This is a genomic window from Arachidicoccus terrestris (assembly GCF_020042345.1).
Lineage (GTDB): Bacteria > Bacteroidota > Bacteroidia > Chitinophagales > Chitinophagaceae > Arachidicoccus > Arachidicoccus terrestris.
Map to the genome: position 1 here is coordinate 1,333,369 of NZ_CP083387.1, position 25,422 is coordinate 1,358,790.

The 25,422-nt window shown below is 43.3% G+C and carries 17 protein-coding genes; all 17 read right to left on the reverse strand.

Annotated features, from left to right (window positions below; all coding sequences use genetic code 11):
* Positions 1–190: 190 nt before the first annotated feature.
* The 17 genes from K9M52_RS05345 to K9M52_RS05425 all read right to left on the reverse strand — a co-directional run bounded on the left by K9M52_RS05345 (position 191) and on the right by K9M52_RS05425 (position 25,419).
* The gene (locus K9M52_RS05345) at positions 191–1,882 is read right to left on the reverse strand and encodes a LamG-like jellyroll fold domain-containing protein (protein WP_224071027.1); all 1,692 of its coding nucleotides are present in this window, start codon (positions 1,880–1,882) and stop codon (positions 191–193) included.
* An 86-nt stretch (positions 1,883–1,968) separates the two neighbouring features.
* Positions 1,969–3,930: a M60 family metallopeptidase gene (locus K9M52_RS05350; RefSeq protein WP_224071028.1), complete on the reverse strand. Its 1,962-nt coding sequence runs from the start codon at positions 3,928–3,930 to the stop codon at positions 1,969–1,971.
* A 78-nt stretch (positions 3,931–4,008) separates the two neighbouring features.
* On the reverse strand, positions 4,009–5,820 hold the full coding sequence (locus K9M52_RS05355) for a LamG-like jellyroll fold domain-containing protein (RefSeq protein ID WP_224071029.1): 1,812 nt from the start codon (positions 5,818–5,820) through the stop codon (positions 4,009–4,011).
* Positions 5,821–5,840: 20 nt separating this feature from the next.
* Positions 5,841–7,442, reverse strand: a complete 1,602-nt coding sequence (locus K9M52_RS05360; RefSeq protein WP_224071030.1) for a DUF5008 domain-containing protein — start codon at positions 7,440–7,442, stop codon at positions 5,841–5,843.
* A 63-nt stretch (positions 7,443–7,505) separates the two neighbouring features.
* Complete coding sequence (locus K9M52_RS05365) at positions 7,506–8,276, reverse strand: hypothetical protein (protein ID WP_224071031.1); 771 nt, start codon at positions 8,274–8,276, stop codon at positions 7,506–7,508.
* A gap of 62 nt (positions 8,277–8,338) precedes the next feature.
* On the reverse strand, positions 8,339–9,865 hold the full coding sequence (locus K9M52_RS05370) for a RagB/SusD family nutrient uptake outer membrane protein (RefSeq protein WP_224071032.1): 1,527 nt from the start codon (positions 9,863–9,865) through the stop codon (positions 8,339–8,341).
* A gap of 50 nt (positions 9,866–9,915) precedes the next feature.
* Positions 9,916–13,101 carry a SusC/RagA family TonB-linked outer membrane protein gene (locus K9M52_RS05375; protein ID WP_224071033.1) on the reverse strand — a complete coding sequence of 1,062 codons (3,186 nt, stop codon included), beginning with the start codon at positions 13,099–13,101 and terminating at the stop codon, positions 9,916–9,918.
* 60 nt (positions 13,102–13,161) lie between these two features.
* Positions 13,162–14,172, reverse strand: a complete 1,011-nt coding sequence (locus K9M52_RS05380) for a DUF5007 domain-containing protein (protein WP_224071034.1) — start codon at positions 14,170–14,172, stop codon at positions 13,162–13,164.
* 67 nt (positions 14,173–14,239) lie between these two features.
* Positions 14,240–14,929: a fasciclin domain-containing protein gene (locus K9M52_RS05385; protein ID WP_224071035.1), complete on the reverse strand. Its 690-nt coding sequence runs from the start codon at positions 14,927–14,929 to the stop codon at positions 14,240–14,242.
* A 28-nt stretch (positions 14,930–14,957) separates the two neighbouring features.
* Positions 14,958–16,496: a RagB/SusD family nutrient uptake outer membrane protein gene (locus tag K9M52_RS05390; RefSeq protein ID WP_224071036.1), complete on the reverse strand. Its 1,539-nt coding sequence runs from the start codon at positions 16,494–16,496 to the stop codon at positions 14,958–14,960.
* Between the two features lie 31 nt (positions 16,497–16,527).
* On the reverse strand, positions 16,528–19,509 hold the full coding sequence (locus tag K9M52_RS05395) for a SusC/RagA family TonB-linked outer membrane protein (RefSeq protein WP_224071037.1): 2,982 nt from the start codon (positions 19,507–19,509) through the stop codon (positions 16,528–16,530).
* A 1,111-nt stretch (positions 19,510–20,620) separates the two neighbouring features.
* Positions 20,621–22,198 carry a F0F1 ATP synthase subunit alpha gene (atpA, locus tag K9M52_RS05400; RefSeq protein WP_224071038.1) on the reverse strand — a complete coding sequence of 526 codons (1,578 nt, stop codon included), beginning with the start codon at positions 22,196–22,198 and terminating at the stop codon, positions 20,621–20,623.
* Between the two features lie 69 nt (positions 22,199–22,267).
* Complete coding sequence (gene atpH / locus K9M52_RS05405) at positions 22,268–22,831, reverse strand: ATP synthase F1 subunit delta (protein ID WP_224071039.1); 564 nt, start codon at positions 22,829–22,831, stop codon at positions 22,268–22,270.
* A 54-nt stretch (positions 22,832–22,885) separates the two neighbouring features.
* Positions 22,886–23,380 (reverse strand): F0F1 ATP synthase subunit B, encoded by a 495-nt coding sequence (locus tag K9M52_RS05410; protein ID WP_224071040.1) that lies wholly within the window; start codon positions 23,378–23,380, stop codon positions 22,886–22,888.
* Positions 23,381–23,469: 89 nt separating this feature from the next.
* Positions 23,470–23,721, reverse strand: coding sequence for an ATP synthase F0 subunit C (atpE, locus tag K9M52_RS05415; protein WP_224071041.1), 252 nt, complete (start codon positions 23,719–23,721; stop codon positions 23,470–23,472).
* Positions 23,722–23,787: 66 nt separating this feature from the next.
* Positions 23,788–24,879, reverse strand: coding sequence for a F0F1 ATP synthase subunit A (atpB, locus tag K9M52_RS05420; protein ID WP_224071042.1), 1,092 nt, complete (start codon positions 24,877–24,879; stop codon positions 23,788–23,790).
* 147 nt (positions 24,880–25,026) lie between these two features.
* Positions 25,027–25,419, reverse strand: a complete 393-nt coding sequence (locus K9M52_RS05425) for a DUF1634 domain-containing protein (protein WP_224071043.1) — start codon at positions 25,417–25,419, stop codon at positions 25,027–25,029.
* Between the last annotated feature and the right edge of the window lie 3 nt (positions 25,420–25,422).

Sequence of the window (25,422 nt, forward strand, 5' to 3'; positions counted from 1 at the left end):
TTTTCGCTAAAATAACAAGACCCGTACAAGAATTTTGTTAATGTTGATAAGTTTTTAGCCATTTGGAGTGATAGTCACTCTAAAAGTTTAATGCGCCGCCTAAATGTGTACCCATTTGCCAATAATACAAAAAAGGCTCCAACTATCTTTAGACAGCGGAGCCCAGTACATAAAACCCCATTTTAATTATTTATTGTTGGTAGATCTCTCTTTCAAACTTATCGAGCCAATGAGACCCCTGTAACCCCCAGTCACTGTTCGGTTCTACCTTTAACCAATAAAACATATTCGCTACAATATCTTCAGTTACCGGAACCACTGAAATACCCGTGTTTGTGTCAGGGACCATCGACACCGGCACATCAGTTCCCAGTCCGTCCCATTGAAAATTCCCGGTCATCATCATATCATATCCTTTTGGCGCTCTGTTAGTCACCAGACCTCCTCCCCCCTCGTCAATGGGCCAGTAACCGATCAGGTGGGCATACTCTGGATGTTTGGTGATATCTTTCAACGCAATGTTATTAGCGATCGTCTCTGCATCCAGTGCAATATCAAAGATCTCCAGGTCCGCTGCATGAAAATCAGCACCTCCGGAGCCAGGATCAGATACATTTCCAATGGCAAGCGGCGCATCCGTATTCAGGCTTTTGTTGCCTGTGATATCCTTAGAGGTCGCAAATACACCATCTGTATATACATACGCCGTACGTTTTCCATCTTCCATTTTTACACTAAAGGTAATCGTATGCCATTTGCCATTCACAATCGGCGTATTGACTGCAATCTGGTTCTTGCCGCTACCGCCATTGGCCGTACCTCCAAATTCAACATTATAATGATCATTTTCCAGCATTAAAAACCATCCGGTTAATTTACTACCATCCAACGGTGTATTTTTACCCAAAAAACCAGGATAGTTTCTACTGCTGGGGATATTTACCTGGACCTGGACTGTAAAGTCTTTATCTGCACCAAAATTATATAGTCCCTTATCATCCGGTATATGTGCAATAGCTCCCGCAGTCCCTGATCCCTTAAAATGAATGGTATTGAAGCCCACTTTCTTGAGTTCTTCCTTTTTCAGTTTAGCATTGGAGGCAATAACAAATCCCAATTGCGGATTCTCTGCACTACCGCCCCGTGCAGAGGTTACCATAATCAGCCAGTCTTCTGCCGCAATGTTCTCACGATTTTGGAGTGCTTTTACAACCTCACCCACATAGCTGTCAACTTTGTCTACGGCCGCCTTAAATCCTGCATCACTTAAGTCATACTTACCTGCATGCCCGGCGAGGTCAACGCTATTAAAATCTAAAAACATAACGCCCATTGTTGTTAGCCGTAATAGAGAAACCGCAGAGTCCTTTACAGCCGCGTCATTATTTACCAGGTAAGGATAGTCTGCAATTTGGACGGTGTTTACCAGATTGCGCCAGGGAGAAACAAGAGCCGTTTTATATCCCGGTTTCGTCTGCAAGACATAATTAAGTACATTTGGCACATAAGGTGTTGGCGATCCTTCCCCCTCACTGACATCTCCGGTTGGAATATATTGAAAGCTGCTGTCATAAATCTGGTGCTTGCCGAACCCGACGCCTGTCAAAAGGCTTGTCCAAACCGCAGCATCCGTACTATTCACGTTTTTTAATTGTGCAAATGAATACTTACCTGTCTCCATCAACTTTTCAAGGTTGGACAATTTAGCGGCTTTCAATTGGGGGCCACTTAATCCATTAATATTAATGATCAGCACTTTACGTTGATTAACAACACTATCCTCGCCATACGCCTCAAAATAAGGCGGCGGATCTGCATATTTCTTACAGGCACTGCCCAGGATTGTAACAACCAGCATGCAAAATCCTAATTTTCTCATCATTGCCATAATATTACGATTTTCCGAGTTCTTTAATAAATTGTTCGATACAATAGAGGAACAACATCTAACCATTTACTCAATACCTTCTAAAATACATTTACCTCAGCCATGGATGCAAACTGGGATGCATCTGTTTGCCCTTTGGTGAACACCAGTTTAAAGACCTGAAAACTCTGAGGTGAACTGAAATTGATGGCCTGCTGTTCATTTTGTGAGGCTAGGTCTGATTCTGTATACTTCGTCAGATGGTCTTTGTCCGGTCCCAGCCACACTTCTACATGCGATGGACGGGTTCCGGAACTATTCTGCCTCATCGTCAGGTAAATCCCATGAAGATTTTGTTTCTTCTCTGTCATGTCGATTAATAAATAATGCGGATAAGGAGGTTGCGCCTGATACCACTGAGAATGCCAGAAGGTATTGACATTTCCATCCAGTACATTGATGGCCGCTCCATCTTCGCCTTCGGTTTCCTGAGAATCAAATTCAACCAACCAGTCCGTCCTCGGCACGGTATAATCGACTACGTTATCACCTCCGCTTTTTGTCAGTGGATTGTAGTTCCATATATCTGTCGGGACTTTGTCAGGGAACTGGTCGCCCATGGCGGACCTGGACTGCGCAGAGAGGGCTATCCCCCAAGCCTGGAAAAATTTATAATAATCAAGATGCGTATATTCACAGACGGCCTCATATAGAAAATCATGTTTTGCGAGATCTGTCAAAGAATAACGCTGGGCATGCCGTGTCCTCCAATATAAATAAGGCATCAGCCCATATCCGTCCTGTTTGCCGTCCCAGCGCTTGATTTTATCAAATAACTGCATAAAGGGCACCATGCGTGTGAAGGGACTATTCACCAATGGATCAGTATCAAACTTTTTCCCTTCATTCGGCTGGGATGTGTATGCCAGGCCGTCGCGTACAGCGCCTGGTAATGCGGGATGTAAGGCGCTGATATTTTTAATACCGATTCGGTGAGCGCGCTTGATTGAAAACAGGTTATTTGTCGTTTCCCCCAGTGTACTCCAACTCCAGTATTGTCCCTGTTGATTATTATGACCAATTTCATGAAGCGTCCCCCAGATAGATACAGTGTCTGTTGCAAGCATCGCTGCACTAAACCATTCATTATCATCTTGTGCCACAACAGGGAAACCGCTATGCCCATAGCCTACCACAGGCTGGATATCCAAGACAATTCTCCAGGGCAGATTAATAGGCTTATCCCTTTGGTCGGAGGCGGTATCAGACAGGCCTTCCCATTCGTTATAATCTTTTTCAATGATCTCATCCCATGCCTTCAATTCGGCAATCGGATCAACATCCGGGTGTCTCATAATATAATCCACCATTTTCTGGCGGGGTAAGGTAAAGGCCACATGACCGGAAGCAAACTCAAACCACGGCACTTTACTGTCCATGATATCTTTCTTCCAGGTAGCTGCATCTGTTTTGCCCAACACAAAGTCCGGGCTCTTACACGCCCCGGTGAAATTCAATGTGACGGGCTGCTTTATCGGAAAGTTCGTTACAACATAAATATTTCCTCCGAATAAATTGCGGACATAATTTCTGCCGGGGAACAGCATTTTCTCACTATAAATGATCGGCTCCCTTCTCCTATCCTTGGTGCCGCTAAGATCGTCCGTCCACATCCCGATCAGGCAGACCAATCCCTTTACACCGGCAGGCACATCGATAATAACAGGCTCTCCGGGCGCTGCATACATTCCCGTACCAAATATAGGTTGCGGGATGACACTGATCCGCAAACGATTGTAGGCTTCATTCAGATAATTAAGGTTTAAAGTAACCGGGTAGTCCTTTATCCTTGGCTCTGCCGCGTCTACCAAACCAGGAAAAATCCGGGCCTTAGACAGCATACTGAAATCTGGCCTGCTGCCGGAAGTATCCACCGTAATATGCTCTTTCAACGTATCAAGGCCGTATCCGTCCTTTATGTCAAATCCGTACTTCTTACAGCCCGAAACGACCAGCATACTTGCCACCGTCAGAAGACCTAATAAAGCATGTATTTTTTTCATCCGAAAATATTTTATTGTTGGGTTGGCCGCTCATGCATATTGCAAACCGGCCAGTTCAAATCTAAATTTCAATCACAGTTAATAATTATCGGGCAACTGAACATCATTATACCCATTGGACCAATATTGCCCGTCAAGTCCCCAGGACGGATTAATAACGATACCCAGCCACTGATAAATCTGTAAAGGAATATCCAGCCCATTAGGCGTCGCTTTGTAGAAATTCTTGTCGGGCGAAGGACATACATTATTACTTACTTCATTAAAGGACTTCCATGTCGCGAGGCCACTTGGATCCTGAATCACCCCATCCTGCTGATTCACAGAATAATCTTTAACGGTCGTGCTGTTATTTCCGTCGTTCATTTTATAATTAGCAGCCAGGTAGGGATAATAGGGGCTTGAAGTAGAGATATCCGTTTTACAGTTATACTGAGTGATTATATCGTACGGTAACAATGTTTTCCAATACCTGAAATCTGTCAGATAAAAATCTGTATACTTCGTTACACTGGCGGTGCTCCCATGTCCAAAAGTCAGCGCCCTGCCAGATGTCAAATTGCTGCTAAGCGTCACAACACGCTCACTGATATCAATCAGGCCGTCATAATATAGATTTATATGCACTTTATCACTTCCTTTCGGCCAGGCAAGCGTCGCCGCAAGGGTGTGCCAGTTATTATCCTTAATCTGTACCGTCATATCGACATTATAATAGGTTTTGGAGTCAGAAATATATAATAAAAAACCTGAGCCTGTCCGCCAGAATCCCCACCCATTCCCATTAGAATACCAGCCGGTTTGTGAACCCACCAGGTTCAGAAAATAGCCACCACCGGAAAGTTCATAATCCAGGAATTTTACTTTAAAAGCGATCGTAATACTATCACCCTGTTTAAAATCATATACCCTTTTTGGATCATCTACTTTCACGTTTACACCGGTTGAGCCAATACCTGTAAACAGCAAAGAAGAATCACGGTAAGCTGAGAGTCCCTTGGTAGAAGGGGTTCCGTCCCTGCCGATATTTTCGTCAACGAATCTTGGGTTGTTGTAAATAATAAAATTGTTCCGGCGTGTATCATTATATGCAGAAGTACTATCGCCGTTATTATTCTTGTCAACCGAACCATTCTCATTAGAGGCCAGAATCACCAGCCAGTCTTCATTGGCATAATTGGGCCTCGCCTTAAGTGCTGCCATAATTTCCCCGATATAACCATCTACCTTCTCAACGGCAGCCGCATACTCAGCCACGTCAAACCTATACCCGAACTGATCACCTGCAACGGCAATGCTATGAAACTGACCGATAACCAGACTCGCAGAATCATCTTTCAACGTGCTAATGACATTGGCCGCAACAGCACCGTCGTCGCCTGTTGACAATTTGTGTTTAGTTGCGCCCGTTAACAAATGGCTGTCAAATAAGGGAGAGGCGGCATAGCCCACAGTACGCAAATCCGGTTCAAGCTTCTTTAACCGGCTCACAATGGAAGGATAAGTCTCCAGGTCCGCCGTATCAAATCCGGCGCCCACCTTTGACTTATCGGTATTCACACCCGTCATCATGGACGTCCAGGCACCCGGCAATACCGTATCCCGGTTATTGGACCCGCTGATCCCTATCCATGTATACACGGATGTTTTCAGAAGAGCAGTAATATTAGCCGGCGCGAGCGTGTCTATTTGTTTGCCTTCGGCACCATCAAGAATCAAATACAGCACCTTCCTCTGCTTAAAGGCTGAACCGCTGCCATCAGGAGGATAGCTGTCCTGCAGACTGTTTTCAACTGTCTTGTTACAGGAAAAGACCCCGACAACAAATGCAAGAAGCAAAAACCTGCTTGCCATTACTTTCAACTGCTGTGTATTTTTCAGTATCATCATCACTGTTAACCTTTATTATTTTAATCAAAAGCAATTTTTACGATATTCCCTACTTTCACATTGTCAAACAAAGTGAAATAGCCATACAGTACCACCGAATGCGGATTGATTTCAACCATGCCATAGATCTCACCCGCGAAACTGCCGGTGTTATTATAACCGGCCGCCAGTGTTCCATCCTGATTTAAAATCATGAAACCCTGACGCACGATATCATTATACTTGTTGAATGTACCCGAAACAATAATCTTTCCATCATTTAACTGGCCGGCAAAACTCGGACGCCCTCCAGACAGGGCGCCTAATGCAAAGCTATCGTCATAAGTTCCATCTGCATTCAGCATGGCGATACCGTTTGCTTTATGTCCATCAAACTGTGTAAAATCACCAGACACTAAAATCTTGCCCGTCTGCTTATTGTAGGTAATTTTCTGAATGTCGCCATCGGCACCCTGACCAATATTTGCAGCAAAGTCGGGATCCAGTCCACCCTCATCTGTCAGGGCACAAATTCTGGCCGCCGGCGCGCCGTCAAAGCGCGTAAATGAGCCGACAAAAATAATTTTACCGTCTGGCAACTGTATCGCGTCTGCGATACCCCCATTCAGCTTCCACCTTCCCTTTTGAATTGTCTCATCAAAATTATAGGAAGAGTCCAGCTTGCCATCTGCATCCAACCGGATGAAATTATACATCTCTGTCTGATCAACATAATAGTTATCCTTCTGCGACCCTTCATAAAAATAGCTGTAGTAGCTCACGAAGTTGCCTATCGCTATGATTCCCTGATCTTTGCTTTCGAACAATCTTGAAACACTTCCGGTTAAATAAGCATTTAAAGCAGGCACCCTGGCTGTATCGGCTTCCGGATTTTTTTCGCCATTGGGGTTCACCAGGTCTACGACCATAGTATCTATAGAACAGTCGTCATTCAGTCTTGTAAGGCCTTCCACTCTGTGTGCACCATAGCCCGAAAGTACCCCTCCGATATAATATTTCGAGTTCAGGCTGAGAATCGTAGAGACAGTACCGCCAAATGCGCCCTTGCCGGCGCTGTATTCCTGTACAGTCCCGTCACCGGCAATTTTGACAATACTGTTAACAGGACTGCTGGCACTGGCATTATTAAAATCACTAAATGCACCTCCTAAAAGGAACATGCCATTTCCGGCACCATTATAATAAGCCGTAAAAATGGGACCATTCGCACCATTCCCTATTTTAAACGTTCGGTCGATCGATACCCGGCCATCTATTTTTAAAATCGGGCCATAGAAATACTGCCCGTCAACAGTAAGTACTGATGCCGGGCCGGAAGATGTCCCTTCCGGTATCACAACAGTAGCCAGGCTGTCTGTAACAGCCACCACTTCTGCCGGTATCTGGTTAATAAAAAATTTAAAATCCTTCAATTTGTCCAGACCGACAACTTCAAAGGTAACCTTATCTCCTGCCCTGCCGTCCTGAGGATTCGGCTTTTTACCATAAAACTGGACAGCCGTCTGTGGCGCATCAAAATAGGGCCCACTGCCAAGTTCAGTTTTTTTACTGCACCCACCGATCGATAAGCCTACCATCAGGCAGCTTGATACCAAAAAATATTTCAGCGCTAGTTTATTCATTATTTCAACCTTTTTAATAAGTACGTCTTATAATTTAGATCTTACTTTCTTCTTTTCTGACTCCTAATAATTGATGCCTGCTTCCAGTACCTCACTGATAAAGCTATACGGCGCAAACCCAAAATATACGGGTATGGTGGTTACAGTATAGTCGTCTGAATCTCCCTGCTGATAAATAAACTTCTGTGTATACTGCAGCACATGGACAATCCCATTATACGGATGTATATCCGATGAGGCTACAGGTACGATATAGGGCAAAAAGTCAGGCGGGGTCTCACCGGAAAAATAACCCAGCATCAGCTGCCGGTATCCCGCATATTTTACCCCGTTCACATCATTAAAATATACCCCGATATTCATTACTTTGCCGCTATAGGACGAATAATACTGGCCTCCATAAACCTGCATGGCCAGAGGATCTAACTGGGGGTAATCTTTTAGCCTGTGGACGCCTTTAAATATATATTGTGACAGCTCTTTTTTCCAGACAGCCGCCGGAATCTGAGATATCTGTGTTACCGTATCCTTACCGTCGAGCTTTAACTGTTCATTCAGCAGCTGGATACTTGACAGGATGCAGGTATCAGCTGGCGCGAAAAAAGTGATCGAATCATTTTGGAATACCTGCTCCATACCGGCTAACCGGATTACCTTGCACAGCGTGTCGAACATATGATATGGATTCTGTTCAAGATACTCCATAACGGTCCCTTTATAATCGGCTTTGTGCAGACCGGTATCCTTAAAATAATCATCCTTGTGACAGGCACCGCCAATCAACACAAGGGCGACCAATGTCATTAAACTTCCAAATAACTTCCTATTATACATCTTTACAATTTTTAAAATGAAACGCTTCAACACAAAGGCCTGTTTTCAAAAGCAAAACATTATTAACGCCAATAATCATTTAACCGCATTCCCGGATTCTTCTCCAGAGCCTTTTCACTGATCGGCCAGGTCCATGCTCCTCTTGAAAAAGCCTCTGCCGAAATCGGATGCGGACAAATCTTGCCATCCAAAATCCTTCTCGTCCTGACCATGTCAAAGAAATAGTACCCTTCTCCAAAGAGCTCTTTCCACCTTTCATAAAATATGGCGTCAGATAAATCATGGTTCGGCGTTTCTCCCTCCGTGTAAGGCGTCGCACCGGCTCTGCCCCGGACGATATCCAGAAGCCTGATCGCTTCAGCAGTCTTACCCAGATTCGCGCACGCTTCTGCTCTTAACAGAATCGCATCAGGAAGTCTGAAAATGATCTGGTTGTCGTCCGGGTTCACGTCTTCACCTTCCTCCGCATAAATATTGCTGAATTTCAAATACTCCATACCAAAATTGTCATTATCCCGGTCAGTAAACAACAGCGTCCAGCGCAGATCAGGTTTTCCCGGCGGAAACAGGATATCCAGATACCTGCGATCGACCCGAAGATAGCTCTGCGAGCTTCCGTTTTGCTTATGCGGATAGTGTAACATATTATCGGTGAATGTAGAGAACAAACCAAAAACTTCACCTTTATTCAAGCTCTGCGCAATCTCAAACAAACCTTCTTTTGAATTCCCTTCAAATACTTCATGAAAACGGTCCATCGGCAATAATTCATAAGAGCCTCCATTTTCTGTGAGTAAAACATTGCCCAGTGAATCGGTTGCTTCCCAATAATCCTGTTGATGGTCCAAATCAAACCCGGCACACCACATGTTTATTTCCATCATAAGATCCAAGGCCGATCCCTTCATTGCCCTTACCCCTCTTTTGGACGGATCATCGTAGGTCCAGGGGAGGCCATTGGCGGCAGCACCCATATCGACAAGACACTTTTTCAGTACAGTTACCATATCTTCCCTGGGTGTCGCTTCTACTTTGAAAGGTTCGGTGTAATAGGGTATATCTCCATACAGGCGAGCCATATAGAAATAACACAGGTTCCTCATAAAGACCGCCTCTCCCTTATACTGCGCCGCATTCTTCTCAGAAAGAACGCCGTCAGACTTATCAATCTCATCGATAAGAATATTGCAAGAGGAAATAATTTCAAAAAAACGGGACCAGTCCGTAATCTTGGCATAAGTGCCCTTCCAGTAGGTCGTATTATTAATGGCACTCTTCAGATCGTTCACTGCAAACTGGTTGATATAGGCGCGATTTGAATTATTTACGCCAATAAACGGTGCACAGCGGAAGTCACCGATTGCGGGAAAAAACTGCGTATAAGTACCGCCCCAATCCATCATTGTATACGTTCTGAACTGGTTATAAATTCCTGCCATATAATTATCAAAATCGGCGTCGGTTTTCCAAAAACTATTTCCGGATAGCGCACTGATCGGATCTACGTTAAGGAACTTCTTACAGCCTGTTCCCAGTGATATACTTGCCCCTACCATAGCCATTACCAGAATTTTACTTGTCAATTTCATAGTCTCAATTTTTATTAACCGTCCTGTTTATAACTTTATTATACAAATCACTAAAACTGAATATCTATACCTAAAACATAGTTTTTCGGGTTAGGATAACCATTAGGGTTATCAAAGCCCAGACTCGTTACGTTCTCAGGACTGCTGCCGGAGTACGGAGAAATAATCAAAAGATTCGCCCCGGTAAAATAGACCCTTGCAGAAGTAATTCCAAAACGTTTACTCCACCCTTTGTCGATCATATAGGACAACGTAACATTATTCAACTTCCAGTAAGATCCGTCTTCAAAAAAGAGTGTCTGATTGTGACGATAGGGATTCATGAGCGGGGCATTCAGATAGTCAAAAGGATTTGGAAAATCTGCATTATCGCCATCTACCTTCCAATAATTATATCCGTCAATCGGTACCAGCACGCCATTGTTAGAAAGATTGCTATTGCTTCCGGTAAACAAGGGATCTTTAAAATGTTCAAACTTTCCTGCCAGGGCTGTATTGATCACATCTCTGAATAGTGTGGCAGAAATACTCGAATTCAATGTCCACTGCTTATACTTAATATAAAAGTTGATGCCGCCTGTCAGTTTAGGCAAAGGATTACCCAAAACAACCAAATCATTATCATCAATAATATAGTCTCCGTTCAGGTCTGTCCAGATGGGAGATCCCCCGGTCAGATAAACATCACTTCCCAATCCGACCTGAACCGGGCGGCCGGTCAACGGGTCGACAATCACTGCACTGGCAGTCGGGTAGACGCCAACTGTATTATACACCATGGTCTGCAAAGGGGTATTACCGATTCTATACAGCAAAGGATATTTAGTAGCCGCATCTGGCTTAATCAACTGTCGCATGTTATCCGGAAGCCTGGTCAGGACATCATGGTTAATGCCGACATTTGCTGAAATATTCCAGCTCAGGCTTTTTTCATCGCTACTCGGAGCAGACCTGAATGACAGGGTCAACTCATTACCATAGCTTACAGTAGAAACATCGTTGGTCACCAGTTTCTGATAGCCGGTCGTATTGGCCAGTGCGTTGTCGAACGGCTGATTATCCTTGGTATTATAGTAAAAATCATACATGACGCTAAGCCGGTTGTTGAAGAACGTCCCCTCATATCCCACATCAAAAGACGTATTGGTATACGATTTAAAGTTGACATTAGGCGCATACTCAAAATCGGAGACAATAGTCTGCTGTCCGTTATAGTTGGTCCCCGGTGCAAACTTTCCATAGACGCTAAATATATCACCTGTCGGAACGAGCGTTGTACCGTAGCTGAATCTAAAGGAGCTTTCATTCATCCAGTGCCAGCTCTTGGTCCACTCTTCATTTTGCATATTCCAGCGTGCACTGATGGTCGGACTTTTCATAAAACCTGAATTAGGCCCATTGGTAGAAGTTCCGGAAGCGCGATACTGAAAATCAACGACATACCGGAGTTTATAATTATAGCTAAAAGCTCCCCCGTAGGCAAAAGTGCGGCTATCCTTTGCATTATCAAATGTCCCGGCCACACTGGCATACCAGTTATATCCGTTAGGCCCTGTCAGATAGTCATTTGCTGATCCGGACAACATAGACTGATCAGCCCTGTAAGAATCCATCGTTATTTCGTCAAATACAAAAATGTTGAAGTTATGCGCAGCCTCTCCGTCCTTATCTATCGTCTTGATATAGTTCAGTGAGTTTCTGTTATACAGTGAGTAAGTACGGCTGTGATAAGAAGTGGTCAAACCATTACCTTTATTAATAATGGACGGCTTAAAATTATCGCTTATGGAGGAATTGAAATTATAATTCGAACTGCTCAATATTTGGATGCCTTCAACAGGCATCCACTGAATATCAATGCTGGGCTGTACCTGAATCGTTTTATTGTCATCCCGTACTGAAATACTCGCGAGTGCTTCATTATTGGCTGAATATTGAGAAGGCGCTGGCAGCAGCGAAGAAGCGTTCGTGCCGTCCGCCACACCTTCCTGCACCAATCCATTCCCACTGCCATTACGCTTCTGAGCCAGCCCGGAATTAATGGCAGCCGTCAAAATGAATTTTTCCGATGGTTGGTACCGGGTGTTCATATTCAGGCTGTATCTGGTCAGGCCAGTATTCTCTATAATCCCTTTCTGATCAAAAACACCCATATTCACTTTATAATTAAATTTCTGGCTTCCCCCTCTAATGTTGATATTATGGGTGTGATTATAGGTCGGCTTGTAAAAAACGGCCTGCCAGTTGGTGGAATTATTGTAATATGGATTCAGGCTGTCAGACAAATACGGATGGGAGTTAATCTGTAAAAGTGCATCCGCATACGATGTGTCGTAGGCCAGTAGCTGGCGGATACGCAACATCCGTTCTTCCCTGCCGCCAATAACATCTCTGAGTCTCGGAATATCGCTGTAAAACACTTTTCCCTGATACTCCACAATGGGGATTTCAGAATTCCCCCTTTTTGTTGTCACCAGTATTACACCATAAGCCCCCCTGGATCCCCAAAGCGCCGTGGCGGCAGCGTCTTTTAATACTTCAACTTTCTCGATATCTTCCACAGGAATCAAAGAAAGAGGGCTGATGCCGGGGCCTCCTTGATTAAACCCATACTGATACTCACTATTCATATCAACGGGTACGCCATCAATCACAAACAAAGGAGAAGTGGGAGTCAGATAACCATTCGCTCCTGAACCGGATACAGAGATATTGGAAAGTCCGCGAACAAACATGGCACCTCTCGCCCCGGGAGATCCGTTATTATTCTGTATATTCAAACCTGCCACCTTACCCTGCAAAAGATCGGCAACACTTGCTGCAGGGACATCCTGCAGGTCTTTCCCCGAAATCACAATCGATGAACCGGTATTGGCATCCCGGGATACCTTTCTAAACCCGACCACCGCAACATCTTGTAAATCACTGTCATCTTTTGTCGTCATGGCGACTTCCATTTCATTTTTGGAATTCGCAATCGCCGTCGCATTGACATAATTTACGAAGGTAAATTCCAGCTCTGTACCATCGGGAACCTCTACTGTAAACTTCCCATGCTCATCAGTCCTGCCCACCACTTTGCGGGTCTTCTTTATTAAGATAGACACACCAACCATCGGATTATTTGTCACTTTATCAATCACCGTCCCCGAACAGCTGGCCTTTGTCTGCCCAAATGAAGGCTGAATGCCAAAGCACATTGTAAATATTAATAAAATAGCAATCACATGCCTCATAGCTAAACTTTTGTATATTAAAAAAGCAATATAATTTCAGAGATTTCTACGACGGAAAATTTATTCATCCTCAAAATTGGGGTTATCATTGATAAACCAAAATTTGATCTGCCAGTCGCCCGGCTCATAAATAGCGAAATCAAGCCCCAGGTTGGCAATCATTCTCTTACCGCCAAAACCTAGCCTGTCGTAACTAAAAACAGTATGTGCTTTCAGACCATCAGTAGTTGTATAGCGGGTTTTTAAATTCGTCAGTGGAATCGGATAAGCCACCTGATAGGTAACAGCCGTATCACTCATTTTCATGTCAAAGCCATGCACCAGGTTCTTCCAGTCCGTGAGATTAAATTTTTTGGGGTTGATCGGATTCTGAAGCGTGTCTAAAAACTGAAAACTCAGTGAATTTCCATTGCCGACTTTATGAAAAATAACGCCGATCTGATATACAAACTGCCGGGTATGCTCTCCGTAAATATTCTGAACGAAGGTGGGATAAATGCCGACAGAGGTTGTCTGTCCGGTGATCGGATCCTGTATGCTCGGTTCAAAAGGGATCTCCCTGAAAGGCTTCAGCCGCATATTACGGAAGTAGCGCCTTCCGCCGGAATTCGTCATCTCTACATCAAAAATATAACCGGAGTCAGGCTGTGCGTGAATAAAAGTGGACTTGGCCTCAGGCCACATTACAAACTGCCCCGAATGTTCCCTGATCTCAAAAAGCCGGTGATTCTCCACGCCTCTTTTTTCACTAATCTCCTTCAGTGATGTTTCCTTTCCTGTATAGGCTTCTTTCCAGACTTTAACAGGAAACACATCAGTCAACTCGGGGGCTGCCTCTCCTGAATAGCTGCGCGGATTAATAATTTTAAAATTAAGCGGCTGTGTCGAGTTGCCGACATTAAAAGTATTGAAGAGCGTCGCCCGGCCAAGAACGGGAGAGTAAACATCCTGTGTAAAACTTGAATTGGTGGCCACAGAAGCCCTTTCATCCGGCAAAAGTTTGTCACATGAATTCAATACCAGGCTGCTGAAGGCTAACAAGGCCAATGGTACTCTGAATAGTAATCTCATCCGATTAAATTTATTAGTTGACTCAGGGAGTTTACCCTTTGAGTTATATTTTTTAAACATTTAATTGCTATTTATTCATCCGCCTTGTAAACTCTCCAAACCCAAACTCATGACCACCTGACAGAAGATGTACGATGCCATTAGTGGTATGTATGTTGACAGAAGTCGTGTAGGTCGTTACCCAATACCTTTCAAATATGGAACTTTTGGGATCGCTGAGCTGAATTTCCTGCGGGCCACCGTTCTGGTATCCATTTGCATCCTGCCGGTTATAGCGCAGATGCATATCATAATCATAACGCAGGCTTTCTACTCCGACACCATCCGTAAATTTGGATAATGAGTCGGTCGTATACTCACCTTTAATCACATACCGGCATAGCAAAGTGTCTAATTCCACCAGGTCAATATCACTTAAACTAAGAGGTGCCTTATGCTGACTGCCCCTTAATTCATTTAGGTTCTTGAGTGCATTGGTAAAACACTGGTTGGTGGGCGCAAACAAGGTGACCGAAAAATTTTCAATCGTGTCCTTAAGATTAGGAACCCTGTCAATCACATATACCAGGGAATCATATAGCCCTCCCTGGCTCTTTAAGAAAGCATATGTGCTTCCCTCATATACTGCATTGCGATTCTGATAGTCATAATAGGCTCCTTCGTGGCTTTTAGAACAGCCTATAGCGAACAGCAGTAGGCCTGCCATTAACCATATGCCGCCACCAGCTTTTATTTTATTCTTAAATAAACTTTTCATTGTACCCATCATTTTATAACTGACTTAATTATTTTACAACGTTCCAATATGCGTTCTGCGTCAATTTCTCATTAGCAGACAAAACGGAGGCCGCTATCGGCCAATAGATTCCGCCTTCATCTATCAACTTGGTCATTTCAGGATCCTTTCTGGTTATCTTATTATAGCGGATCTGGTCATACCATCTCCATCCTTCGCCCATTAATTCCCTTCGTCTTTCCGCAAAGATGGCATCAATCAGGGGCCCGTCCACAGTAGCCTCATAAGGCGACTCACCCCGTTTGGTGCGAATAATATCCAGTAGTGTAATCGCCCCATCTACACCGATTGACTTCCCTAAAACAGCGTCTGCCTCCGCTTTCAAAAGGGTGATCTCTTCGAGTCTGGAAAAAATAATCGCAGAGCTGTAAATAGCGAACTCCCCGTCGGTGCCCCCATCTCCTAAAACCTTTATTTTTGAAAAAATGGGAATCTCAGCATTGTAGTTAGTAAAGTAAGCTGTTCTGGGAAGTCCGTTAACGGTGTCAATACCAAAGCGCTGATCACCCCGGTCTGTAAAAGCCGCATTGATTACATCCACCGGAACATACATATCCGGTTTGGGTTTGGTAATTAAAGGAGCTGCCAGTGTCCAGGACTCAATATGGCCGACACCACTGGTACCGGTCTCCCCATGACCATATACAAAATTGAATCCCAATAACTGATTATAGTTTCCCCTGGCATAAAAGACACCATCGGGGTCAGTCAAGTCACTTGTGGTCAGATAGTAAAGGTGTGAATTACTGTAATTATCAATAACAAACTTCGCATACACGTCTACGTCCGCATAATGTCCTTGCCAGGCAGCCACATGCGCCAATAAAGCATAGGCGGCTGTTCTTGAAATCAACGTATTCTCAAAGCGGGATAATCCATAGGTGTAATACAAACCTGGTAAGATCGGGTCATCCAGTACACCGTACTGGAATGGCAAAACCTGCGCTGCTGCTAATAGCTCCTGTTCACAAAAAGAAAGTACCTTCCCCTGGCTGGACTTTCCAATTGCCGGAAAGCTTCCGTCATAAGAATTCGTAATAAACGGAACATCGCCCCAGATACGCACCATCATAAAATAAGCCCATGCCCTGAGCGAACGTACCTGTGCCACATCCACATCGTGATTCAGTGTTGTATAACGTGGATCAACCAGTGCTTCTCCAGATCTTTCTATAAAAAGGTTAGCGGCATTAATGACTGCATAAAAGCGGCGCCAGTCCTTCATATCATCAAGGGTTTTATAGGAGGCATTCAGGTCGCCGTCAATAACGGCTTTTAAATCGGCGCGGGTAGTGGACACAAAATCTCCATGACGCAACTCTCCCCAGAGCCAATAATCATTATTATTCGCCAAAGCTGCCCGGAAAAGAGCATATACCCCGATCAGGTTGCTCCTTGTATCATCCATCGTTTTCCATTGCGTGTTTTCATTCGCCATGGCGTTGGTATCGACATCCAGCTTTTTATTACAAGCGCCAAGTACAAACAGTAACAACAGGGCGCATAATAAGGTCTTACTAAATCTCATTGTATATAATATTATCTCGATTATCAATTAATTAAAGATCCAGGCGCAGGCCGATCGTGTATGTTTTAGGCAACAGCTGATTATAGCCCCTGTAGTATCCCTGGTAGTCCACTAGTTCGGGATCACCATGTTTAAATGAACTGATCGTGAATAAATTAGTAGCGGAAACATATAACTGCGCACTCCTGAAGATCCTGTCAGGATTATTCCTGTCGCCGTGCATCATATCATATCCAATCGTGAGTGACCGCAGCTTTAAAAAAGAAGCATTCTCCAGAAATAAATCCTGATCAATCTGGTAGGGAACAACATTACTCCAGGGATTATATACGGGATAGTCGCTGGGTTCGAAAGTTTTTTGCCAGTAGGTAATTTCCTTGACCGTAGAAAGATCCCGGCTACCTTCCGTATTAATAAAGTCAAATCTGTTTGCGATTTGTTGGTTGAGTAGTTTTTGCCCCAGGGCAAAATAGAATTGAAAACTCAGGTTAAAGCCATTGTAGGTGAAATTATTACCAAAACCACCGGTGACAGTCGGCATTGCGTGCCCCTTAAATACTTTATCATCTTCATTAATATCATAATCCCCATTCAGATCTGCCCATCTTGGATCACCTGCATTCAATAAGAGTCCATTGAATGACTGCCTCACTCCAGTCTTACTATTAACGGGAATCGAAGCAACATCTTCATATATGCCCTGGTTCTCATACACCCAGAAGGCATCGACAGGCTGGCCGATCTCCAGTTTTCTGTTTCCTATTATGATGGACTGAAGTCCATCGGGGAGCGCCGTTAACTTGTTCTTATTGAGCCCTAGATTAAAGTTCGTCGTCCAGGAAAACCGATCCGGATTTTCCGGTGCAAAAATCCGCCCCATTAAACTGACATCCACGCCTTTGTTATTGACCACCATGCCATTTTTATAGGCCGCAGTATAGCCTAGCTCCTTAGGTACAGGGACCGGGATTATCAGATTCTTATTATCTTCATTATAAAGATCGACAGAGAGCTGAATGTGATCATCGGCAAAACCAAAATCCAGTCCAAGATTCATTTTATCCGATTTCTGCCAGCCAATACCATAACCCGCCCAACCCGTCGTATACGGCCTGGAGGCGGCGGCGATGCCAACATAAGAACCAATGGCAGGATCCGCGGGCCAGCTTGCATCTGTTACGTACCTGGGACCTTTGCTATAGATATCTGTATTATACAGAGCTCCGAAACTTCCATATGATGCCCGTACTTCAAGATTACTCAAGGCAGTAGATTTTTTCAACAGGCTGCTTAATACATCCCAGGACAGATTGACGACGGGACTGGTGATCCAGCGACTATCCGGTTGTACATTGGAAGAACCATCTCTTCTTACAACACCTGTCAATGTCAGGTAGTCTTTATAGCTATAGTTTACCTGTCCGTAAAAGGAGGTCACTCTCTGATTTAACTTACCAAAAAACGGAAAATATTGCATGTTGAATATAGGCACGTAATCGCCACCATCATTGATCTTGGTCGTTCTGAACTTTATAAAGTTATTGGGAGTATTATAACCGAATGCATAGTCATAACGGTTGATATCAGCCTGATAAGACTGTCCGGCTTCCAGATCTATTTTATGGTCTTCATTCAGCTTAAATTCATAAGAAGCTGTATTAGACAGCAGTAACCTTTGATTATAGCCAAAATAATAGGAAACAAAATTATTACCACTAAGCAGCTCTGTTGGCCAGAATGCATCCCGCTGGGATTCATTGTAATCAACAGACAGCTTCGACAACAGAGAAAAGCCAGAGAGTTTTGCTCCCACAGAAAAATAGCCCTGGATGCTGTTTACTTTGTTATCATCAATCGCTTCGTCAAAATCATGCAGATACTTTCCATACACATTGCTGCTGGGCGGTAATGGGTTACTGAGATCAGGGATATAGCGAACTTCAGCGAGCCTGTCCCTGATATTTCTGTTTCTGTCTCTTTCCAAACGGTTCGCATTAATCATGCTGGATACCGTCAGCCAGGTCAGGGGCGACATGTTGATAAAAAACGACAGACCATACTTGTTGAGCCCGGCTCCATCTTGCCCTGAAACACTTTTGGTATTATTGACCTGGAACCGGAAATTAGCTCTCGGGGAACCGCCTGTGAGACTCATATTCACGGCATAAAAAGGCTTATTCTTAAAATAGAGATCCGTCCAGTCGGCCGTTCCATAGTACTCCTGATCAGTAGAGTCCTTCAAATACACCGGGTAATTGATCAGATCCGCTGCCGTGGCATACTTGTTATAAAAAGTCTGCCTGAACTGATTTTCGTAAGCCGCATTTACTGGTGTCACTTTCGGGGACTGAATCATTCCAAAATAAGCGTCTATCGCGATGTGTTTCTCTCCTGACTGCGCTTTTTTTGTGGTTACCCAGATAGCCCCATTAGTGGCCAGAGGCCCTAACTTCGCCAGGGTTGCAGGATCTTTAAGTATTTCAATGCTTTCAATACTATTGGGATCAACTGTCGTTAAAAGATTGGTCGCAGGTCCTACCATATTGAAATCTGTCGCTTGTATATCAAGAGGCATTATGCTGTTTTGTATGAGAGCCACTCCATTGACAAAAACAACCGGCTGCTGGGCATACAGATCTTTCTTTGACAACATAGGCCCCTTCAGTCCATGGATAAACATATACTGCTCAGATCCGGGCTCGCCGTTGGGTTCGGCGACATATACGCCGGCAGCATTCCCTTTAACCATCTGCTGAATAGAAACATAATCCAAGCGATTAATAATATTGGTATCAACTTTCGCCCGATAAGGATTAGAGCCTGAAAGTTCATTGATGATTCTTGTCTGATTGGTCAATTTCATCAAAGAATCCACGTTACCTGAAGCAGAGTCCTTTGTATTATTGAACAAATCAAGTGCTTTTGATCGGTGTGTCGAGTCCTGACCAAAGAGTTGTACCTGACAAACAAATGTCATAAGCACTATCAGCAGCTTATGATTTCTCCCGTTCATTATTGATGTATATATTTTTATTGACATATGTTTAAGAACATTGAATAATGAAAATTTTCAGAATGGTTATATAAGTTTCGGCATTAGCCTTTTGGTTTGTGTTTGACTTAACTGTCCATTGATGCCCCATTATCAGTAAAAAAAGCAGTTTTTACTAATTTTAGGCACTTGCCAAACGTTAACAGATATATCTATGATTTCGCCTAACAAATGTTAAACAAAGAAAGTTGTTTATTCTTTAAAAAAAAGTCGAATATTTCAATAAAAATCACAAATAACTGATAAACAGCATAATCAAACGTTTGCGCAAGTTTTTAAAACTCTAAAAATTCCTAAAAATCCGAACCAAATTAATGTTAGTTTTTACATATCCTTAAAACTATCCTTTATTTTGTTAAAATGGAGGATAGTTATATATGTATAACATATTAAAAAGCAAAATTTGCATAGGCTTCTCCCATCGTGGGCGCCTGGATTCCCGGCAATAAAATCTATCGGTACATTTATCTGCAATAAATAGTAGCTGATACTAATTTTTTAATGTAATTTATTTTTATTATATATATAGCAGACACCATTACAGCCTGCTTTTACCGGTATATATGTACGAAGCAGTGGTATGCGATATCACTAATTTTGATCGCCGGAAGGTGGCATACAGGCGATGCCCGGTCCATGAGGTTAACCGTGCAAAATTTGTAGCACTTACGAAGTTATCGGCAAATAAAAATCAGATAAAACTGATTTAATATTTTGCCAGGCAGCGGACAAGCAATATTAATTCTGCAGCCCGACACATAAGGTGATACAGTAAAACAATGTCTGTAAAAAATGATCAATCCACTTGGCACTATAAAAATGGCAAAACATGGCGGGGAATTTGCCATTTTTGAACGTAGATGAGTCATGGCAATTGTTCTCTTCCCTTTTCTGTAGATAATTCCATCACTCATCTATCTTGTAACTCTGAGGGATTCTCTTTTGACCCATCGCATGGCCTTGAATGCGTCCTGACCAAAAACAAAACGGGCAATCCCTAAGCCTTATTCAGACCGGATTGCCCGTTAAAAGATCCATTTATGTATAATCTAATGGCTAGATTACCCTATTCTTATTTGAATTGCGGAGCTAAGCCTTTCACCAGCTCTACCATTTTCTGTACACCGTCTTCAGGTAAGTTACCCTTCTTGAATTCAGCTAACACTTCAGGTAATTTATTTTCCATTTCCAGGAAGAACTGTGTTTCGAAAGCTTTTACATTCTTAACAGCAATATCACGCAACAGGCCCTGAGAACCCAGGTAGATGATAGCAACCTGTTTATCTACGGATAATGGAGAGAACTGAGGTTGTTTCAGGATTTCTACGTTACGTGCACCTTTATCCAATACCAGTTTAGTAGCAGCATCCAGGTCACCACCGAATTTAGAGAAAGCCTCCATTTCACGGTAAAGCGCCTGATCCAATTTCAAAGTACCGGACACTTTTTTCATGGATTTGATCTGGGCACTACCACCCACACGGCTAACAGAAATACCTACGTTGATAGCCGGACGGATACCAGCGTTAAACAGATTACCTTCCAGGAAGATCTGTCCATCCGTGATGGAGATTACGTTTGTAGGAATATAAGCAGACACGTCACCAGCCTGTGTCTCAATGATAGGTAAGGCTGTCAAAGATCCACCACCTTTCACCAAATGTTTGATCGAATCAGGCAAGTCGTTCATATTCTTAACAACGTCCTGATTGCCGATTACTTTCGCAGCTCTTTCCAACAGACGGCTATGCAGATAGAACACATCACCCGGATAAGCTTCACGTCCCGGAGGGCGGCGAAGTAGCAAAGACACTTCACGATAGGCCACGGCCTGTTTAGACAAATCATCGTATACGATCAGGGCAGGACGACCTGTATCACGGAAGTACTCACCGATCGCCGCGCCGGCAAACGGCGCATAGAACTGCTGAGGAGCCGGATCTGATGCAGAAGCCGCAACAATAGTCGTGTAAGCCATAGCACCATTATCTTCCAGCGTTTTCATGACACCGGCTATCGTAGAAGCTTTCTGTCCGATTGCAACGTATATACAATAAACAGGTTTGCCTGCTTCGTAGAATTCTTTCTGATTGATGATCGTATCAATACAAATGGCTGTTTTACCAGTCTGACGGTCGCCGATCACCAATTCTCTTTGTCCACGTCCGATAGGGATCATCGCATCAATTGCTTTGATACCCGTCTGCAGTGGTTCTTTAACCGGCTCGCGAAAGATCACGCCAGGGGCTTTTCTTTCCAGAGGCATCTCATAAAGATCACCTGTGATAGGACCTTTTCCATCGATAGGTTCGCCGAGCATGTTGATAACACGTCCGACAAGACCCTCACCTGCTTTGATCGAGGCAATGCTACCTGTGCGGCGCACTTTTGCACCTTCTTTTATACCTGTACTCTTACCCATAAGTACCACACCAACATTGTCTTCTTCCAGGTTCAGGGCGATGGCCTTGGTACCGGTCTCAAATTCGACCAGTTCACCTGAACGGACATTATTAAGACCATAGACACGTGCAATACCGTCACCTACTTCCAGTACGGTACCCACTTCTTCCAATTCAGCAGCGCTATTGAAGTTGCTCAATTGTTGTCTTAATATCGCCGATATTTCATCTGGTTTAATCTCTGCCATATTATTTAGAATTTGTCTTTCGTTTGAAAACGAAAAAGGATTTTTGATTTTTAGTTTTAAAAAGATTGCTTATCGAATATCCTGAATATAGTCGTTACGCTGAAACTGTCTCTTGACATCCTGCAGGTCACGGAGTATACTCGCATCGATCAGATTATTATTATATTCCAATATAAACCCGCCGATGATATCCTGATTGACTTCGGTGTCCATTTTTATATGTTCGAAACCTGCATCCTTTTTCAGCTTCTCTTCAATACGTTTTCTCAGCGCTTCACTTAAAGGTTCTGCAGTCGTCACTTTTACCTGATGAATAGAGTTGCGCTCGTTATATAAATGAATAAAGGCAACCGCGATCTCAGGTAAATAACCTTCTCTACCCTTTCTGATCAACAGTGTATTAAATGCTGCCGTCAAGTCATTGATATTGCCTTTTGTAATAGCCGTCAGAATACCTTGCTTTTTATCAGCATATACAACAGGGCTTTTCAGTAAAAGTACCAGATCACGGCTGGCAGCACAAAGTGCCTTCAGATATTCCATATCCTGATACACCTGCTCAAACTGACCTTTTTCTTCGGCCAGATCTGCCAGGCTTTTTGCGTAAACAGCGGCTAAACGTGGATTTTGCATCTTATTAATATATTATAGATATCAGGAAAATTAAAGCTATGGTCCGACAGGAGCTTAATTTAACTTCACATTGTCAACCAGATCCTGAATCAGGGTTTCCTGTTCACCTTTATTAGATAACTGCTTGCGTAATACTTTCTCAGCAACTTCAATAACCAGATTACCTACCTGATTCTTAACATCTGTCAGCGCTGCCTGTTTTTGTTGTGTAATAGCAGCCTGCGCATCAGCTACGATCCTTTCGTATTCGGATTTGGCCTTTGACTGTGCATCAGAGATCAGTTTTTCCGCATTATCCTTAGCTTCTTTCAGCATCAGGCTACGCTCTTCACGCGCTTTTTGTAATAAGGCTTCATTTTCACTTTTCAGGCTAGCCATTTCCTGCCTTGCTTTTTCTGCAGTAGCCAGGCTTTCAGCGATTGAATTTTCACGCTCAGACAATGAATTTAAAATCGGCTTCCAGGCAAATTTACCCAGTACAAATAAAACCAGTAAAAATGCCAGCAGCGTCCAAAAGAATAATCCGAAATCCGGGGTAAGAAGTCCCATCTTATAGTGAATTTATGATCAATGATTAATGTTCTAAAAAAACCGCGTTTTAGCCCTGTGCGTCCAACGCGGTTCAGGTACTTTTCTAATTAAAGTACGATTGCAAGGATACCGGCAATTACACCCAGGAAGGCAACACCTTCAACCAAGGCAGCTGCTAAGATCATGTTCGCACGGATATCACCAGAAGCTTCTGGCTGACGAGCGATCGCTTCTACAGCACCTTTACCGATTTGTCCGATACCAACCCCTGCACCAAGGGCGGCAACGCCTGCACCAATAGCTCCGAAACCTTTTGCCATTCCAGCGGCTTCTGCCATTACAGTGTTTAATACTGACATTGTATTTGGGTTTTAAAATGAAAAAACAAAATTGAATACTATCTAAAATCTTTTACTTCCTGACAATTACAGAGATAACTCTCTTTCCGTATCTGTGTGGTCAAACCCCTCTTCTCCTGCATGGTGGCTGTGATCTTCAATCATCTGACCAATAAAGATAGCCGTCAGATTCGCAAAGATATATGCCTGGATCGCTGTTACCAAAAGCTCGATCAGCATGGAGAAGACGGACAGGCCGACAGAGACCACCGAGAATCCCATACCAATATATTGATTCAGATTGGCGAAAATAAAGATCAGGAGTACAAAACAGGCGATAACGATGTGTCCGGCCAGCATATTGGCAAAAAGACGGATCATTAAGGCGATTGGTTTGATGATCAGAGAAATTATTTCAATCGGTACCAGGATGAATTTAACCGCAGTAGGCATGCCGGGAGGGTTAAACAAATGACCCCAGAAATGCTTCTTGCTGGTAAACAGCATTACAATGAAGGCAATTACCGCCAGACAGCAGGTAACGGCGATATTACCGGTCAGGTTTGCGCCGCCGGGAATAAGTCCCAGCATATTAGCGATCCAGATAAAGAAAAAGATCGTAAGGATCAAGGGCATAAAGCGTCTATAATCTTTACCCAGATTAGGAATAGCCACTTCATCTCTTATAAATACGACACAAGCTTCAATCGCATTCTGCAATCCGGAAGGTGCCTTATCAGGGCCGTTCTTTTTATATTTTTTGGAAACATTTAAAAACACAAGGAGGATCAAAATTACCGCCAAAAGCATCGCTACGACATTCTTTGTCATTGAGATATCGTAAATTTTGGAACCGTCAAGTGCTTCTACTTTACCTTCAGTATTTAATTGATAACCATTATAAGCAGCATGACCATGTTCAAATTTGCTGGACATAAAAGCAGTCAGCCCACTCGACGGACTATAAATAATCACGGGGAGTGGTATAGTAACATGATTTTCACCGAAGGAAAATATATGCCAATCGTGCGAATCCTGAATATGGGAAAATATCTCATGAGAAATATCCAATTTGCCTTCTTCATGAGCAGGTTCAGCCGCTCTTACCTGAAAGGAAAACAGGGTCAAAATAACGCTGAAAGAGAGTGCCCACAATAGTTTCACAGATTTAGATGCCATACCTATGCTAAATTTTCGGCAAAGATAACACGTTGCAACCAAATAACAGGCGTTTGAAGACAAAAATTTTGACGGATTTTCTATTATATAAATATATTTATTAATGCGATTTAGATCAACGCTTCGCCAATGTTCTAACATCTAAAATTATCCGCCAAATCCCGTCAAAATACTAACAAAAATAATCACCAAAACAATCAATGTTATAACAACATACATCCTATCCTTTTCCTGATTAAATGCCCATAGGGAAAATATAACTCTCGTAAGTGGCGTTGCAATTAATAGTAAAATACCCAATTCGATAATAGACAGGCCGTCTCCATGGGCAACACCTCTCAGTGTATCGGTTATCAAATCAAAGAGGTTTTCGTCTTTTTCTATAAAAACATTGTGTTGTACACTCGTGTGGTTCCCCTCAGCCACGAGGTAAATGAGTCCGCCGACTACTGCTACAGAAAGGGATAAATATACCCCACAGCGGAGAATCTTTCCAATGATCAGCGATATATCTTTATCTTTTATTGTCTTAGTGTTCATACT

Excerpts from the sequence above, each read along its gene's own strand:
- K9M52_RS05345 (WP_224071027.1), bottom strand. The coding sequence starts at position 1,882 with ATGATGAGAAAATTAGGATTTTGCATGCTGGTTGTTACAATCCTGGGC.
- K9M52_RS05350 (WP_224071028.1), bottom strand. The coding sequence starts at position 3,930 with ATGAAAAAAATACATGCTTTATTAGGTCTTCTGACGGTGGCAAGTATG.
- K9M52_RS05355 (WP_224071029.1), bottom strand. The coding sequence starts at position 5,820 with ATGATGATACTGAAAAATACACAGCAGTTGAAAGTAATGGCAAGCAGG.
- K9M52_RS05360 (WP_224071030.1), bottom strand. The coding sequence starts at position 7,442 with ATGAATAAACTAGCGCTGAAATATTTTTTGGTATCAAGCTGCCTGATG.
- K9M52_RS05365 (WP_224071031.1), bottom strand. The coding sequence starts at position 8,276 with ATGTATAATAGGAAGTTATTTGGAAGTTTAATGACATTGGTCGCCCTT.
- K9M52_RS05370 (WP_224071032.1), bottom strand. The coding sequence starts at position 9,865 with ATGAAATTGACAAGTAAAATTCTGGTAATGGCTATGGTAGGGGCAAGT.
- K9M52_RS05375 (WP_224071033.1), bottom strand. The coding sequence starts at position 13,101 with ATGAGGCATGTGATTGCTATTTTATTAATATTTACAATGTGCTTTGGC.
- K9M52_RS05380 (WP_224071034.1), bottom strand. The coding sequence starts at position 14,172 with ATGAGATTACTATTCAGAGTACCATTGGCCTTGTTAGCCTTCAGCAGC.
- K9M52_RS05385 (WP_224071035.1), bottom strand. The coding sequence starts at position 14,929 with ATGAAAAGTTTATTTAAGAATAAAATAAAAGCTGGTGGCGGCATATGG.
- K9M52_RS05390 (WP_224071036.1), bottom strand. The coding sequence starts at position 16,496 with ATGAGATTTAGTAAGACCTTATTATGCGCCCTGTTGTTACTGTTTGTA.
- K9M52_RS05395 (WP_224071037.1), bottom strand. The coding sequence starts at position 19,509 with ATGAACGGGAGAAATCATAAGCTGCTGATAGTGCTTATGACATTTGTT.
- atpA (WP_224071038.1), bottom strand. The coding sequence starts at position 22,198 with ATGGCAGAGATTAAACCAGATGAAATATCGGCGATATTAAGACAACAA.
- atpH (WP_224071039.1), bottom strand. The coding sequence starts at position 22,831 with ATGCAAAATCCACGTTTAGCCGCTGTTTACGCAAAAAGCCTGGCAGAT.
- K9M52_RS05410 (WP_224071040.1), bottom strand. The coding sequence starts at position 23,380 with ATGGGACTTCTTACCCCGGATTTCGGATTATTCTTTTGGACGCTGCTG.
- atpE (WP_224071041.1), bottom strand. The coding sequence starts at position 23,721 with ATGTCAGTATTAAACACTGTAATGGCAGAAGCCGCTGGAATGGCAAAA.
- atpB (WP_224071042.1), bottom strand. The coding sequence starts at position 24,879 with ATGGCATCTAAATCTGTGAAACTATTGTGGGCACTCTCTTTCAGCGTT.
- K9M52_RS05425 (WP_224071043.1), bottom strand. The coding sequence starts at position 25,419 with ATGAACACTAAGACAATAAAAGATAAAGATATATCGCTGATCATTGGA.